14 protein-coding genes are annotated in these 15,582 nt (G+C 53.0%); 6 read left to right on the forward strand and 8 right to left on the reverse strand.

Annotation, left to right across the window (positions count from 1 at the left end; all coding sequences use genetic code 11):
• Nucleotides 1-162: 162 nt before the first annotated feature.
• The 4 genes from PS2015_RS05165 to PS2015_RS05180 form a co-directional block, all read right to left on the reverse strand.
• Nucleotides 163-3,324: an efflux RND transporter permease subunit gene (locus PS2015_RS05165; protein ID WP_058021223.1), complete on the reverse strand. Its 3,162-nt coding sequence runs from the start codon at nucleotides 3,322-3,324 to the stop codon at nucleotides 163-165.
• Nucleotides 3,321-4,436 (reverse strand): efflux RND transporter periplasmic adaptor subunit, encoded by a 1,116-nt coding sequence (locus tag PS2015_RS05170; RefSeq protein ID WP_058021224.1) that lies wholly within the window; start codon nucleotides 4,434-4,436, stop codon nucleotides 3,321-3,323. The genes PS2015_RS05165 and PS2015_RS05170 overlap by 4 nt, the downstream gene beginning before the upstream one ends.
• A gap of 280 nt (nucleotides 4,437-4,716) precedes the next feature.
• Nucleotides 4,717-5,250: a response regulator transcription factor gene (locus PS2015_RS05175; RefSeq protein ID WP_058021225.1), complete on the reverse strand. Its 534-nt coding sequence runs from the start codon at nucleotides 5,248-5,250 to the stop codon at nucleotides 4,717-4,719.
• Nucleotides 5,247-6,593 (reverse strand): ATP-binding protein, encoded by a 1,347-nt coding sequence (locus tag PS2015_RS05180; RefSeq protein ID WP_058021226.1) that lies wholly within the window; start codon nucleotides 6,591-6,593, stop codon nucleotides 5,247-5,249. The genes PS2015_RS05175 and PS2015_RS05180 overlap by 4 nt, the downstream gene beginning before the upstream one ends.
• Before the next feature lie 29 nt (nucleotides 6,594-6,622).
• Here PS2015_RS05180 and PS2015_RS05185 point away from each other — a divergent pair, with 29 nt between their 5' ends.
• Nucleotides 6,623-8,380 carry a bifunctional class I SAM-dependent methyltransferase/GNAT family N-acetyltransferase gene (locus PS2015_RS05185; protein ID WP_237113386.1) on the forward strand — a complete coding sequence of 586 codons (1,758 nt, stop codon included), beginning with the start codon at nucleotides 6,623-6,625 and terminating at the stop codon, nucleotides 8,378-8,380.
• A gap of 5 nt (nucleotides 8,381-8,385) precedes the next feature.
• Here PS2015_RS05185 and PS2015_RS05190 read toward each other — a convergent pair whose 3' ends face one another.
• Nucleotides 8,386-10,443, reverse strand: coding sequence for a TonB-dependent receptor (locus tag PS2015_RS05190; RefSeq protein WP_058021228.1), 2,058 nt, complete (start codon nucleotides 10,441-10,443; stop codon nucleotides 8,386-8,388).
• Nucleotides 10,444-10,648: 205 nt separating this feature from the next.
• On the opposite strand from PS2015_RS05190, the gene PS2015_RS05195 reads away from it, so the two are divergent.
• From PS2015_RS05195 to PS2015_RS05210, 4 genes are read left to right on the forward strand one after another with little or no spacing between them, the layout of a single operon-like run.
• On the forward strand, nucleotides 10,649-11,068 hold the full coding sequence (locus tag PS2015_RS05195; protein WP_058021229.1) for a BlaI/MecI/CopY family transcriptional regulator: 420 nt from the start codon (nucleotides 10,649-10,651) through the stop codon (nucleotides 11,066-11,068).
• Complete coding sequence (locus PS2015_RS05200; protein ID WP_156412664.1) at nucleotides 11,052-12,026, forward strand: M56 family metallopeptidase; 975 nt, start codon at nucleotides 11,052-11,054, stop codon at nucleotides 12,024-12,026. Before PS2015_RS05195 ends, PS2015_RS05200 begins: the two co-directional genes overlap by 17 nt.
• Before the next feature lie 25 nt (nucleotides 12,027-12,051).
• A complete protein-coding gene (locus PS2015_RS05205) occupies nucleotides 12,052-13,083 on the forward strand; it encodes a hypothetical protein (RefSeq protein WP_058021231.1) in 1,032 nt (343 codons plus the stop codon).
• Nucleotides 13,080-13,514 carry a PaaI family thioesterase gene (locus PS2015_RS05210; RefSeq protein WP_058021232.1) on the forward strand — a complete coding sequence of 145 codons (435 nt, stop codon included), beginning with the start codon at nucleotides 13,080-13,082 and terminating at the stop codon, nucleotides 13,512-13,514. Before PS2015_RS05205 ends, PS2015_RS05210 begins: the two co-directional genes overlap by 4 nt.
• Here PS2015_RS05210 and PS2015_RS05215 read toward each other — a convergent pair.
• From PS2015_RS05215 to PS2015_RS05225, 3 genes are all read right to left on the reverse strand, one after another.
• The gene (locus PS2015_RS05215) at nucleotides 13,509-13,847 is read right to left on the reverse strand and encodes a P-II family nitrogen regulator (protein WP_058021233.1); all 339 of its coding nucleotides are present in this window, start codon (nucleotides 13,845-13,847) and stop codon (nucleotides 13,509-13,511) included. The genes PS2015_RS05210 and PS2015_RS05215 overlap by 6 nt on opposite strands.
• A 77-nt stretch (nucleotides 13,848-13,924) precedes the next feature.
• Nucleotides 13,925-14,671 (reverse strand): dienelactone hydrolase family protein, encoded by a 747-nt coding sequence (locus PS2015_RS05220; protein WP_058021234.1) that lies wholly within the window; start codon nucleotides 14,669-14,671, stop codon nucleotides 13,925-13,927.
• A gap of 131 nt (nucleotides 14,672-14,802) precedes the next feature.
• A complete protein-coding gene (locus tag PS2015_RS05225; RefSeq protein WP_058021235.1) occupies nucleotides 14,803-15,240 on the reverse strand; it encodes a hypothetical protein in 438 nt (145 codons plus the stop codon).
• Nucleotides 15,241-15,342: 102 nt separating this feature from the next.
• Here PS2015_RS05225 and PS2015_RS05230 point away from each other — a divergent pair, with 102 nt between their 5' ends.
• On the forward strand, nucleotides 15,343-15,573 hold the full coding sequence (locus PS2015_RS05230) for a hypothetical protein (protein WP_058021236.1): 231 nt from the start codon (nucleotides 15,343-15,345) through the stop codon (nucleotides 15,571-15,573).
• The last annotated feature ends 9 nt before the right edge of the window (nucleotides 15,574-15,582 follow it).

A 15,582-nucleotide genomic window follows, 5' to 3' on the forward strand; every position in this document is an offset into this window, starting at 1 on the left:
TTCAACGTCAGTTAGGGGGGAACAGAGAATAATGCCCCATAACTTTACCCTGAAATTCTGAGCATTTTGATGCTAGCACAGCGGCACAAGGGCGTACCGCCAGGTCACAAATTGTTGCAAAGCGTTTGGGTTGCTGTAATAAATCCCTGGTGCTGTTGCAAATTATTGATAAGCAGAGCGTCTGAATAATCCTTTGATCTGTGCCAGGCGCTGGCGCAGATGGTCTGGCAACGCCAACATGGCCGGCGTAACGATTAACGTGAGGATGGTCGCAAATGAAAGACCAAACACAATAGCGTTTGCCAGCTTGACCCATTGTGATGTGATCGGGCCGCCCATCTCGATTTCTGCACCAATCAGATCGACAGAAACATGCATCGCCAGCGGCAGCAATCCACAGCCAGTGGTAAACGTGGTCAGAAACACCGGGCGCAAACGCTGTATGCCCGTCTGCACAATCACTTCCTTGATATCCCAGTTTTTATGCTTGCCCCGCAAGTAATTAAAGGTATCAATCAGAACGATGTTATTGTTCACGATAATACCTGCCAATGCCACGATTCCGACCCCTGTGAGGATAACACTGAAAGTCTGACCTGTGGTCAGCAGACCCAGCAGAACGCCGGCCGTAGATAGCAGAACGGAGGATAGTATCAGCAATGCCTGATAGTAACTGTTGAATTGAGTTACCAGCAGGATGGCCATCAAAGCCAGCGCCAGACTGAAAGCGGTCAACAGAAATGCAAAGGACTCTTCCTGCTCCTCATTGGCACCGCGAAAGACATAGTCGACCCCCGGTGCCAGCGGGTTCTGATCGAGCCACTGGCGGATTTCCTGCAGTTTGTTATCGGTAACAATACCAGGTGCAGGATTGGCGCGCACATAAATCACTCGATTGCCGTCAACACGCTGGATGGAACTCACGCCCTCCATGGGGACACGGTCGATGAAACTACTGATCGGTACCAGACCACTGGCCGTGTTGATGCGGATATTGTCGATTTGCTCGATACCGCGATATTCGCGAGGATAACGAACCCGGATTTCAACTTCTTCTTCGCTGTCATCCGGTCGGTAGTCGCCCATCCGCACACCGTTGGTGAGTAACTGTATGGCGGTACCAATTTCAGTCATGCTGGCTCCCGACATCGCGGCTCTGGCGCGATCGACGGTAATCTCCCACTCGATGCCAGGTACCGGAGTTGTGTCGTCGATGTCGATCAGACCGGACATATTGTTTTCGATATGGTCGCGAACCCTGCGCGCCTCAGCGATAATGGCACGCAGGTCTTCACCGAAAAATTCAATCTGCAGCTCTTTACCGACCGGTGGGCCCTGCTCCGGCGTATTGATCTCCGCCCGTATGCCAGGCAGGTCCCGGATGGCCTGACGATACATATCTTCGATTTCGAAACCATTGACGTCGCGATCGCGGCGGTCTGTGAACTCAAGGAAAATAGTGCCAACCAGGTCAGGTGCGGCACCCATGCCGCCACCCATGCTGCGTCCGGCACCCGACTGAGTCACGATGCTCTTGTAGTGACCGATATCCTTGATGCGTTGCTCCACATCCAGCACGATGTCGCGGACCTCTTCCGGTGAATAGTTGCCGCGGGCGAATATCTGTACCTGAGTTTGAGCGGGTTCTACGCTGGTGAAAAACTCAACACCCCTGCCGTAGTTACCGTAGGCGATTATAATTCCGATCAGTGTCGCCAGGCTGCCCACAAAAACCATACCGGGAAAGCGAACGGCTAAGCGCAGTATTTGGGCATATAAGCCGACAACACCACCAATTTTCTCGGGCGCTACGTCTTCCAGCTTGCCAACCTGACTGTTGCCTTGCATTTTGACCGTCTGGCTACCGATCAAAGAGCCAATGACTGGAGCGAAGACGAGTGCGTATAACAGTGAGCCCACCAGCACGGCGAAGACGGTTACCGGCAGGTAACCCATAAATTCACCGGCTACTCCTGGCCAGAACATCATCGGCAAGAAGGCTGCCAGTGTGGTGCCGGTGGATGCCAGGATCGGCCAGAACATCCGACCGACAGCTTCCTGAAAGGCATCAGCGCGGGTGTAACCCTCGGCCATTTTGCGATCAGCATATTCCACCATGACGATGGCGCCATCAATCAACATGCCCAGTCCCAGCAGCAGGCCGAAAATGACCATGAAGTTGTAGGTAAAACCGAGCATGGATATGATGATGAAGGCGAAGAAAAATGAGAAGGGCACCGCCAGGGCGACCAGAATGCCGGAGCGCACACCAACCGCTGCTATCACAACAACCAGCACCAGTATCATGGCCGTAGCCATATTACCCTGCAATCCTGAATTCTGTTCAATAACAAGGGGGATCGTGTTATTCAGGTAGGTAATTTCGACGGCCGGGGGGGTCCGGGTACGCAGTTCGCGTACCAGCAGGTCAATTTTATCCATGGCCTGGATCAAATTGGCACCTTTGCGCTTTTGCACATCAAGCGAAATGGCCCGTTGACCGTTGGCGTAGGCATAACGCTCGGCATCTTTGAATGTCCTGCGTACCTCGGCCAGGTCGCTGAGTACAATGACGCCGTCCTGTGTCGCTGCCACGGGAAGATCAAACAGGTCTTCGGCTGTCTCAATCAGCCCGGGCACTTTGACTGAAAAGCTGCCGGAGCCAGTGTTGAGAGTGCCGGCAGGAATCAATCGGTTATTGGTGGTGACAGCCTGTACAAGTTGCTGGTTAGTAATGCCATAACTTTCCAGCTTTGCGGGATCCACGATGATTTCCAGCAGTTCTTCCCGTGCTCCGATCATGTCGGCCGAGAGAATTTCCGGCAGATTTTCGATCTCTCTTTGCAAGGTCTGGGCGATCTGCAGCAGTACCCGCTCGCCAACGCCTGTTCCGCCGATGGCTATCTGCACCACGGGCACAGTTGCCGCTGACACTTCCTGAATAATGGGTTCCTCGGTATCAGTCGGGAAACGTGCCTTTGCGATATCGACAGCATTGCGGATATCCTGAACGGCCAGGTCTGGGTTAAAGCTGACATCAAACTCCGTGATGATGGTGGCTGAGCCTTCGCTGGCAAATGACCGTATCTCGGTAATGCCTTCGACGTTTTTCAGTTCAATCTCCGTCGGACGGGCCAGCAGGCGCTCGGCATCTTCAGGAGAAATTCCGGGGAAAACGATGGTGGTAATAATGACCGGTACAGTGACGTCCGGGTTTAATTCAACCGGAATTGAACGATATGAAGCAAATCCTGCCAGCAGAATGACGGCGAATATACTCAGCGATGTTCTTGAATGGGATACAGCGGCTTTGATGTATCTCATAAGCTGGCCCAGTCAAAATTGGCGTTAACCTGTTGTCCCGGGAATACCAGCTCCTGGCCCAGAGTAATGACCACAACCTGCTCAGGCAGGCCGCTGACCCAGAATCCGGGATTGTCGATACGGGTGCTTTCACCAACTATTTCAACACGGTGGAATTCAACCTGATTATCGCGATTCAGGGCTTTGACACCGATCAGACCTTCGTCGTCCATGGTTAGCGACGATGGCGGGACCAGGTGGGCACGTGTCTCATTGGCGGCAATCAGCACTTCTGTACTGATGCCCTGGCGAATAGCCTTGGATGGTTCCAGCTCAACTTCGATACGATAGCTTCTTGAGATATTGTCGGCTGCTCTTGAAACATAGGTCAGTTCTCCCTGTACACGCTCGCCAGTGACCAGCATACCGGTGACCCGACTGCCAAGTTCGAGTTTTCCCACGTCCTGCTCGGGAACCTGGGCGACCAGCAGCATGGGTTCGTCGTCCATGACAGCGGCGCATTGACCGCCCATATCCATGTAGTCCCCCACTTCAACGGCACGAGATTCCATAATGCCGTCGAACGGTGAGCGGACTTTGGTGCGCTCAACCGCCAGCTCGGCGCGTTGCACAGCAGCCGCTGCTGAGTCATATGCGGCTTTTAACTGAGCCACTGAAATTTGTGATTGCAGATTTCGGCGCTGCAGATCCTGAGCGCCCTCGTATTCCAGGCGGGTCTGTTCAAGACGGCTGATCGCTTCCTGCAGATCCGCTTCTCTGGTGTCCATGGCGATCTCACACAAGATATCACCGGCCGCAACACGTGCACCTCGAGCAACCGGTGTTGCCACAACGCGCCCGGCGGTTTCCGCGCGCACATTGACCAGCCGCGTTGCCTGGGTGCGTCCGCGGACGCTGACGGTCTGCGTGAATGTATCCATGCTCAACCGGCGTGCGCGGACTGTAAAGTCTGCCATGTTGCCACTGGCACTGTTATTATCAGCAATAGCCGTGACCTGGCGCGGCTCGGCATCAGGCTCATAACGGTCATCCACAACCCGCTCGCGCGGCATGAGCATCCATATCACGATAAGGGCGACCAGCCCGACTGCTACCAGATATTGTTTTTTCACGTCAGACTCCGTTTGCTGACTGTATGACTGGATTGTTACAAGTTCATGTAACGAGATTTTTACAACGGCAACGCCGACAGCCCGAATACGGGCCGATCCTCTATTATCGTTGTTTTTATTGTTATGAGGTATACGCTTTCGGTGAGTGCCCCGGATCTTGGGCCGGGCAGTTCAAGGTAAACATCAATGCGCGCCGCTTTATATCATTAAGACCGCTGCTTGCTGAGTGCCAAAAGTCACTGGAGTGCCTGAGCGTGGGGAGTAAGGCCCGGAAATCCGGCTATCCAGACACAGGTTTCTTTTGTAATTTTCGCTGTAACGTGCGGCGATGCATTTTAAGCTGCCTTGCCGTTTCAGAAATGTTGCCATGATTCTCTTTTAATACTTTCTGTATGTGCTCCCATTCCAGACGTCGCACTGACATGGGTGCCTGAAAACTGGCGGCAGCGCCGTCCGCTTCAGGGTTTTGCAGAGCGGCAAGTATCTCATTGGCGTCGGCCGGTTTGGCCAGATAGTTATCGGCCCCCAGCTTGATGGCTTCAACTGCTGTTGCGATGCTGGCGTATCCGGTCAGCATCAGAATATTGCTATCCGGGCAGTGCTCACGCATGAGTGGTATCAGTTCCAGAGAAGAATGTCCGTCCAGATTCAGGTCGACCACAGCCATATCAAATAGTGAGCTGCTGATCAGCATTCGTGCCGTATCAATATCCCCGGCGTGCAGGGTCTCGAACCCGCGTCGCTGAAATGCTCGCAATATGACAGAGGAGAATACCTCGTCGTCTTCAATTAATAAAATCACTTCCTGATTCATGACTCTGTGGACCTGGTATTTTTATTGCCTGATGATTGTACCGGGATCGTCAATGGAAGCTGGATCAACGATCGCGCACCGCCATCTTTCAGGTTAACCATTTCAATGGTGCCCCCGTGGCGCTGAATGGAAGCATTTGCCAGATAGATGCCCAGCCCCATATTACCTTCCCGGGTTGAAATAAAGGGCTCCCCCATGCTCTCCATAATGTGAGCGGGGATGCCCGGTCCGTCATCTTCGACGCTGATCAATAACATCTGTTCATTGACCGAATAATGAACGCGTACCTCACTGTGAGCGGCGCGAATCGCATTTTCTATGATATTGATGAGAGCATGACGGACGGTGATATCTCCGCTGACAAGCTGTTGATGCAGGGTTTTGTCATGTTCAAAGCTGATTCTGGCATTCGGATGGATATTGGTGATGTAGTCACGTATGGCACCCTGGAAATTGCTCACGCGCATCAGTCCCCGATGTTGTTGATCATTCTGATGGTAGATGCGTGTCAGCTGATCGAGCGAATCCTTGCAGCGATTAACCTGTTGGCGCAGCAGGTGGATATCGGCTTTAAGGTCATCTGGTGACAGTTCGTGTGTCGGCTGTTCATCCAGTTCGGTTAGCAGAACCGACATGGTCGACAGGGGTGTGCCCAGGGCGTGAGCCGTGCCGGCTGCCAGCGTGCCGATGGCGACCAGTTGTTCATTGCGCATCTCGCTCTCACGGAATTGTGCCAGGCTGGTTTCACGGATTCGTATCGCAGTTGCCATCCGGCTCACGAACACACTGATCAGTGCGGCACTCACAACAAAAGTCACCCACATACCAACCAGATGCAGTTGAAAACTTTGCATCATATGGTCGCCGTGTGCATCGGTACTGATGCCAATGAACAGAAAGACGGTATAGATAATCATGGCCAGCACAGCGAACAGGATTGCCCACATTGCGGACAACAGGGTGGCTGCCACAGCCAACAGCACAAGCAGGTACGAGATCAACGGATTGGCCGCACCGCCGGTATAAACAAGTAAGACAACCAGGAATAAAAAGTCCAGAGCCAGGTTGATAATCAGAGCATTCTGACTGACCAGCGTTGCCCGGGTGACTTGCAGCCAGCCAGCGATCAGCGAGATTGCGATGCCGGTTAACAACAGCGCGACGATTAGAACAGGCAGATTCAGTGGCGAAAAAAAGTCGAATGCCAGCGCGCCGGTTGTGCCACTGACAGCGACCAGAGCACGCAGCATCAGCAACCTTTGCAGGCCGGTTCGCGGGGAGCTGCGCAGCTCGCCATTAGCCGATGTAAACAGGCTGCTGAATCTGTCAGGTATATCACTCATGAGCCTGATTCTACCGTATAATGCCGCGCATGGAGATACCCTCGCAGAAATTACCTTTCCCGCTGGATGTTTACGCTGCCCTGCTGCGGCAAACCACCGGATGTGTGCCGTTTCTCAGCTACGGATGGCTTGATGAGAACGACGGTGATGATTCGTCGGCGCTAATAAAAGCCCAGAAAAGGGCAGCGGGCGCGCTGCTGAAGGTTATCGATTTTCCGGCACCAGCCGCGGTGCTTGAAGTGGGTTGTGGTCCGGGTAGTTTGTGCGCGATGCTGGGTGAGGCCGGGTATCGGGTCACAGCCATTGATAATAGCCCCGCAGCGGTAACCATGGCCACGGAGACCGTTTCTCAGAATAAGCAGGCTGCCGTTACTGTGGTTCTGGCAGACTTCAACGAGTACTGGCGCCAGGTGCCTGCAGCAAGCTTCGATGTGATGGTCTTTCACTGTAGCGCTCGTTATTTCAATCCAATTACATTAATGGCAGCCGCGGCAACCTTGCTCAAACCGGGTGCACAATTGCTGTTGCTGGACGAGTTCATTAACAACCCTGACGATATCAGACAGCCTCAGATTCTGGCGAAGGGGCAGCATTTGCTGGCCTTGGCTGAGCGAAGCGGGTTTACCCTGACCAGAGATGAAGAGTACTCCACTGAGGTGAGTCGTTTTAAAGCGCTCGCACTGGACTTGTTGGAAAAAAATACGGGCGAGTTGAGCCGACAGACGGCTTATGGGGTTGAAACGCTTTCGACCTTGAATCAGACCTTCGCGCAGGATTTGCAGCGCTGCCTGACTGGTTTTTGCAGCCATCGATTACTCGCCTGGACTGCACCTGCTGAAGCGAGACCATTGCTGGTATTGGCGGCTGATCTGCCGGCCGAGATGTTTGCTGAGGTATTTGAACGCAGCTTTAATGTAGCCTTCGACAAAGCGCTGTGGCACTGGAAGTATGGTCAGGATCGTGGCGCATCCGTCGCTGTGATCAAGAACAACAGTGTGGTGGGTCACTATGGCGGTTCTGCCCGACAAATATTATATTTTGGTACCCCAGAGTTGGCGGTGCAGATTTGTGACGTGATGGTGCTGCCGGGTGAGCGCGGAATGTTCAGTCGTAAGGGTCTGTTTTTCAAGATGGCAGCGGCCATGCTGGAGCAGTATGCCGGTTATTGCGGGGCTCATCTATTGGGCATCGGCTTTCCCAATCTGAAAGCCATGCATGTTGCAGAACGTCTGGGTTTGTATGAAAAAACCGACGAACTCATTCAATTGCAGATCTCTGAGCCAGACTTTGTCCGGGCCAGTCATGTGACACCCGAGCCCGATGTCTCACAGGCAATACATACCCTGGCTCCGACTCTCTGGAATCGGATGGCTGTCGGGCTAACGGATGCCATTGTGGGACTCAGAACACTGGATTATCTCAATTATCGATATTTAGAACGTCCCGGTCAGAACTATCTTTGCTTTCGTATCGACGACGCTGATGACCAATGTCAGGCGCTGGCGCTGGCTCGCGAACACGGTGGTGAATATCTTGTGATGGATCTGATCGGCGAGATCGGAATGCTTGCGGATGCCTTTGAAGCACTCAGCGCCTACGGACTGCAGCAGGGTCTGTCGTTCAAACTATGGATCACGGCTGGACAGGCGGTGCACTTTGAAACAGAGCGTACGAGCCGGGCTCAGTTGGGCATAGAAATCCCCTGCAATTGCTGGAGCAGGGGGCCGGAAGCAAAGATGCTGGCAGGAGCCTGGTGGCTCACTGCCGGCGATATGGACTTTTTGTAACCTGATCAGAAAGTGGCGGTCAGCCTGGCGCGCAGACTGCGCGGTTCAGCCGGGTGAAAATGGATGTCTGCGACAGCATCGCTTTCACCGGGTAATCGTGACTCATAATAGTATGTGATGTCACGGTCCCGACTATCGAACAGATTTAACACTTCCAGGCTGACTGCCACTGCCGGAGTCAATTGTCTTGTAACCTGGGCATTGACCAGGAAAGTCGAGTCTGTGCGCACAGTATTGTCTTCAATCAGAGGGGCAGAACCGAGGTAACGCATGCGTATACCGCCACTCCATCCGGTAGATTGATAGTCATCGACAATAATGCCGAATGAGGCGGTATTGCGAACAGCATTGGCAATGTAGTTGTCAGGCGCGCTGTTTCGTAGCCGGGCATTGGTGTAACTGATATCCGCGTCAATTAACAGCCATTCCAGTGGTGTGTATAAGAGTCCCAGTTCCAGCCCTTCGCGCTGGCTGGCATTCACAGCCTCGGTGGTACCTTCGTCGCCAATATAAATCAATTCTGAAGAAAGACGCAGGCTGAAAGCGCTCAGATGCAACTGAGTTTTGGGCAGGGCAGCTGTGCGTAAACCGATTTCGTAGCCACGCGCTTTGGCTAGCGGGTCAACCGGGTCGACTGGTTCGCCGCTCACCGGGTCTGAACTGATGGTCGCGCCGCGTGCGTCATTGCTGTGAAAGCCTGTTCCCATGCTGAAAAAGGTTTCCAGTGCCGGGGAATGAGTGTAAATGATATTTAATTTCGGACTGACAAGCGTATCGTCGCCGTTACCGCTGTTTGGGCCCAGCAGATCATCAACGTCATACCGGTAGTGATCAGTCCGGACAGCAGCGACTGTGCGAAGTCGTTCACTCCAGGTTTGATTAAGGGATAAATAAGCAGAACTGAGAGACTGTTTCACACGGTCGTCTCGAGTGCTGGCATAGCGCTGTCGTGCAACGCTCTGGTGCAGCCCTACATGAATATCATCGTACCTGTGCTGAAAGCCCATGGTAAGTGTGGTTGGCACGGACAGAGTCTGCAGGTTACGCGAATAGTCACCAGTCAGGCCGGTGACGCGTCGATCATCGGTTTGTTGGAACTGATCGCCCCGCACAGGATCCGCGTCAAAATAGGTGAAGTTGGAAAACAGATCCAGCTCATATTCCATGATATACGCCTTGAGGCGCCAGTTGCCATTGTCTGAAGACAGGTGTTGCCAGTCGGCAGACAGGCTGTGCCTTTCCGAATCGCCGCCGGCCGTGGGATCGATGTTACCCCAAAGACCAATTTGCCCGTTGCGAACAGCGCGTAACGGTATCTGGTCAGTTGCATCCCAGGCATTGGAATAACTCATTGCCGTCAGGCTATAGATATTCCGGGCGTTCTCCCGATGGTATTTGAGGAAACCTTTGCGCTTACTCAGGTTCTGGTCAAGCTCCCAGGGGCCGTGATAGGTGGTCGCAGCGCCGGCGATTGTCAGTTGGCCATCCTGCATTGCAATTGAATGGCCCGCGAACAGTCTTCCATAGTCGTGCCCGCCTGCAGTCAGGTTTACCTCACTGCCATCGAGGTAATCCACGTACTCGAAGTCTGCGGTGCCGGCTGTGGCAAAATCGCCGGCACTCGCGTAATAAGGGCCTTTGCGATATCGCATGCTGTTGATAAGTTCGGGAATGACAAAGTTGATATCAGCATACCCTTGACCGTGACCATGCGATGGCATATTGACCGGCAGGCCATCGACATTGATTGCAAAGTCGGTACCGTGATCAAGATTAAATCCGCGCACGAAATACTGGTTGGCTTTGCCTTCGCCACTGTGCTGTGTGGCAATCATCCCTGGAATGAATTCGAGCAGCTCTGCTGTTCTGGATATGGGGCGAAGATCAAGTTGTTGCTCGTAAACCAGCCCTTCAGTGGCGTTGGATGGTGTCCCTTGCAAGCTGAAATCGGCGCCCAGTACCAGGATTTCTTCAATCGACTCGTTGCCGGGGTTATTTGATTGAGCAAAAACAGGCATGCTGAGAATGCCAAGTATGGCTACGTAAAGATGGCGACGTGTCATAGGGATATCCACTTCGGGCGTTGCAGGAAAAACGAAGACCGGTATTATAGTGCGATGATCGTCGTTTGTATTTTAACTCCATGAAATATAATGGAAAAAAAATTATTTGGTTCGCCGATTGAAAATCGGTTTTTGCATTTTGACGCAATCGAAGCTATTTTGAGCCAACAAAAAGATACTTTAGATGTGTCGACAGGGAATCAGAATGACCATCCACACTCGTAAAGCGGCATCCAACGTCAAGATTAGCAATCTCGGAGAACTTGAATTGCGTGTTATGGAAGTCCTCTGGCAGAGGCCGCACCTGGATGCACGGCAAGTGCGCGACTCATTGTCTGGCGCCCGTGTTCCAAGTCTCAGTACAATCCAGTCTGCGCTCGAGCGACTATTTCGCAAGCAGTACGTAGACCGGGTAAAACACGGGCAGGCCTATTTTTATTTTTCCACGGTTTCGCGCAGTGCCTTGTTGGGTCGCATGCTCGGGAATGTTATTCAGTTGCTGCACGACGGGAAAATGGAAACCATACTCAGCAGTTTTGTGCATGTAGCAGCGGATCTGGATGACAGTTCACTGGACGAGCTCGAGGCGTTGATCAAGGTCCGTCGTGATGCCAACGATGCTTGAGCAGCTTGGCTCTTTTTCCCTGGTCTGGTTGCTGTTGTGGGTAACCTTGACGCTGGTGTTCGGTTGCGGCTACTTCCTGGTACGTAACACCCTGATGAATATGCATCCTGCACATAGCAGTGCTTTGATTCTGGCCTACTGGACCTCGCCTGTTTTGCTCAGTTTACTGTTGAGCATCCTGTTATTCTATCCGCAAAGTGGTCAGCTATTGATTTCACCTCACTGCCACGGTGACTGTGGCGAGCATGCTCCGATCCTGCGTGCTGGTGTGTTGGGTTGGGTCGGTCTGAGCATAATGGCAATCCTGGTAATAAGTCTGACTTCAAAGTTCTTGATTATGTTGCTGGCAGGGCAGCGAATTGGCAGGCAGCTAGATCGTCTGGCCAGGCGTCGTAACGGGTTCAGTGAGTTACTGGTTCCGGAGCGGGCTGTATTCACGCTCGGCTGGTGGCATCCGAGAATTTACATCAGCACCGGTCTGATCGATCATTGCTCGACGGAGCAACTGACGGTGATTATCGATCATGAACGAGCGCACCGTCAGCGCAGAGATAATCTGCGCCTGTTATTGGGAAGTGTATTCAGCCTGGCCTTGCCGCCTGGATGGCGGAGAATCATGCAACATGACCTGCAACTGATGTCTGAGCAGGCCTGTGATTTTGCCTCGGCAGCCAGGCATGGCAGGTTTACGGTTGCAGACACTCTGGTTCATGTGGGCAGGCTGTTGAAATCGGCCGACAATACTGCACTGACCAGCGGTATTAACGGGTCCGATCTGGCGCTGCGGGTTCAGGCCCTGCTGACGCACTCGTGCCGGGCGCCTTTGACTGGTTGGCACCTGACTGGCCTGATCATGATTGTCACTGTCTCGGTGTTGCTGGTGCTGAATCCTCTGCATCATGGGATTGAATGGCTGGTGACTGTGATACAGTGGCAAGCATTGCATCTGCACAGTTGAGTTTGACAAAGGTCGCATACACAAGATGACCATTCACAAGTTTGTAATCACCAGATACGCACTTTTTTTTGCAGCGTTGTCGTTTTCGCCCCTGATCGCCGCCCAGGTTCCGGAAGTATCTGGCAGCACTCAACGTCCGCCTCAGACCACTGAAGACCTGGCCGAGCAGTCTGGATTACTGCAGCGCACTCTGGAGAGTCTGCAGTTTGATCGCACGTTTCGCTGGCTCGAAGAGCAGCGTGATGACATGTCGCGGGGTGTTTCCTATGTCGGGCGCAGTTTTGACGATTGGCTGGCAGGCGATGTTGAGGCAGATGAGCTTAATGAGAGTTATGTCCAGATACGTCTCAATCAGCGCATCGGGCGTCATGATACTTACTTTTCGAATGCCCGTATCAGCGGCCGACTGGATCTGCCTCGGGCTTCAGAACGCTGGAAGCTGATTTTCGAATCAGAAAACCGGGAGCAGAACTCTCTGCGAGATCAACGACTGAGTAATATAAACGCATCTGATTTTACCGGTGGTTTCAGCTATGAACATCCGGAAAGGAATGGGTGGCGCATAAATCATGATATTGGGTTGCGTGCCAAATTGCCCGTGGATCTCTTTTACCGATTACGAAGTCGCTATAGTGTAGACCTGAATGAAGACTGGTATCTGGGATTTACCAATCGGATTTATTATTACAATCAGGATGGTTGGGGACAGGATTCCCGGCTGTTTTTCACCCGTACTATAGACCCGGTCTGGAATTTCAGGCTGGAGACGCAGGTGAATTATGAACATCAGGAGCGTCTGACCGAGTTTGCACAATCTTTTGCCTTGCATCAGCAGATCGGTGAAAGAGAGAACATGGTTTATGAGCTGGGCCTGCTGGGCAAGAATCGACCAGTCAGTGAGGTCGATAGCTATTTCGCGCAGATGGTCTACCGGCGGGCGATTTACGAGGACTGGCTGATCCTGGAAGTGGTCCCACAGCTATTATTTGAATACAGATACGATTGGGAGCCTGATCCCAGAGTGCAGTTAAATCTGGAGGTTTATTTTTTCGAATGACTCAGAATGACAACCGACCGATCTTTATGCGACCCGGACACTGTGCCGGCGACCTGCTTGAGGCGCCTGACTGGAAAATTCTTCAGGAATCCCATGGCCATGTGGTCATTGATGCCCATATTCCCCGTCAGGTGCTTAACCCTCGAGAACAACTTTTCGGCGGTTTCACGGGAACCTACGTTGATATGGTGGCGCTTTACACAATCAGGACACTTTACCCGGCGCGTGATGACTATTGGATAACAACCATCAATATGCGAATAGACTATCTGGATCCGGTATTGGGTCCCAGGGTGCAATTAAAGGGTGAGTTGATCAGTCAGGGACGTTCGACGTCCCTGGTATCAGTGACATTTCTGGATGAAACTGGCAACAAATTGGTGTACGCGATTGTGACTTTACGGGTTATCGACCGCCGGGTAGCTTCATAGGGCGTCGTTGCCGGTTTCGCCGGTGCGAATGCGGATGCTTTGCTCCAGCGCGGTCACAAAGATTTTACCATCGCCAATGTGGCCGGTATTGGCCGCTTTGCAGATAGCGTCGATAGCCTGATCGACTATTTCATCGGCAACAGCTACTTCGATCTTGGCTTTTGGCAGAAAATCCACCACGTACTCGGCCCCGCGATACAGCTCCGTGTGGCCTTTCTGACGACCGAAACCCTTGACTTCGGTGACTGTCATGCCGTTGACGCCAAGTTCCGACAGCGCTTCGCGCACATCGTCAGATTTGAACGGTTTGATAATAGCAGTAATCAGTTTCATCCAGTTTCTCCGGCCGGGCCAAGAAGGTTTGCAGGGATGCGAACTTTATCATGAGGGCGCAAATTGCACCACTGTGACTAAGGTGATTCGGTGCGACCGGGCAGGTCAGGCAGTTCCAGCGAGTCTATCCAGGGCGACAGATTATGCCAGTCCAGCCGAAATACATGTTTGCCGCGGGGCATGAGCCTGGCGTCGACACGCGCACCACCGTCTTCGAGAGCGCTGACCAGACCAGGCATGCGTGTGTTCCAGCGCAGCATGTCTTCTTCAGCAATGCGCAGATAGACGGGTAGATTCTGCATATCACCGATAACTGAGAGATCCGCCAACATGCCCGGAACCGCAACCACGCCATAATATTGCTCAGGGTGTTGTGCGGCCAGCTCCAGTGCGGCGCTACCGCCACTGGATACACCAACCAACAGGGCTTTGCCTGGGAGTACGTCAGCCTGTTCCTGGAGTTTGGCTATCACAACAGGGATCTTCTGACCATTTTCCCCTACAAACGCGGTATTGGTTGATGAAACCGGTACAGCAATGATCCAGCCCTGCCGGGCCAGCTCGCGACCCAGCCAGAACTGGGCGCGGGCAACGTACTCGTTACCGTCGCCGCCGGGCATGAGTATGGTCAGCGGCCACGGGCCTTCACCATGGTCGTCCGGTTCGAACATGAACACTTTGACGGCACTGCCATCATCCATGGGTAACACAATTTCGCGTGCTTGTGCCGCCGGGCTGAGCAGGCACAGGCATAAAATGGCCAGACAGATGCTGTGAAAGCGGTCACGCCACGATGCTCCTGATGCATCAGTTGTGCTTGTCATGTCAGGCTGCCAGAGCGCCATGGTCATTAATCCGAAGAACATAATTGAGGTCAGGTTAGCAGAAAGTGGTGAGAGATAGATGGAGCTGACGACCAACTGTGGCAGTTTCTCGACAATTGGCGTGTCTGGCGCTACAGACCGATGACTTCCATGCGTTCATTGGCCGAGACCTGGACCAATGTGCCGTCTGAGGTGATAAAGCTGGACTGCCCAAGATTCTTTCTGGGTACTCGGTAAACCGTCGGCGCAGCCTGTCCGCTGGCGTACAGCAGCACGGTGATTTCCTGTTGCTGGCTTTGCCAGTGCCACAGACTGTATCCGCCACCGATAAGGATTAAAACAAGCAGCGCGAGCCATAAACTCAGGCGCAATTTGCCTGCCATCGGGCTGTGCTCTCTGTTCAGATTGATGTCGCTGGCGCTATCCGACCACTGTCCCTGTTGCTGTGCCTGTCCCAGGAAGCGCTGCACCGGCCGGTCATTGATTGTATCTCGCTGCTTTTGACGGCGGCGTATATAGGCGTAGGCCGCTACTATGACCAATGCCGTCAGCAGAATTTTTGATAGCATAATGTCGTGTTTCCGTATCCTGAGCTGGCATGATACCTGTACCGGGCATACACTGTCAGCAATCGTAGAATAGTCAGTCCTGTCAACGGAGGTAGGCTGGAAATGGATTCATCGAAAAAACCAGTGTCGACCAGGTTGCTGGGTTTTGTTTTGCTGGCGCTGGCTGCACTGTGCGCACTGGTCGCGGTGGCAACTGCTATCAACCTCGGTTTTATCATGACTCGTCCGGACTCGATTTCGGTGGTCAATACCCTGATCGGTCAATTTGTTGTCATTATCGGGGCGCTGGTACTGGCCAAAATGCTCCTTGAGGCAGGCAGAAAGCGGCTTTAGATGGTATAG

It is taken from the genome of Pseudohongiella spirulinae (genome assembly GCF_001444425.1).
Taxonomy (GTDB): Bacteria; Pseudomonadota; Gammaproteobacteria; order Pseudomonadales; family Pseudohongiellaceae; genus Pseudohongiella; species Pseudohongiella spirulinae.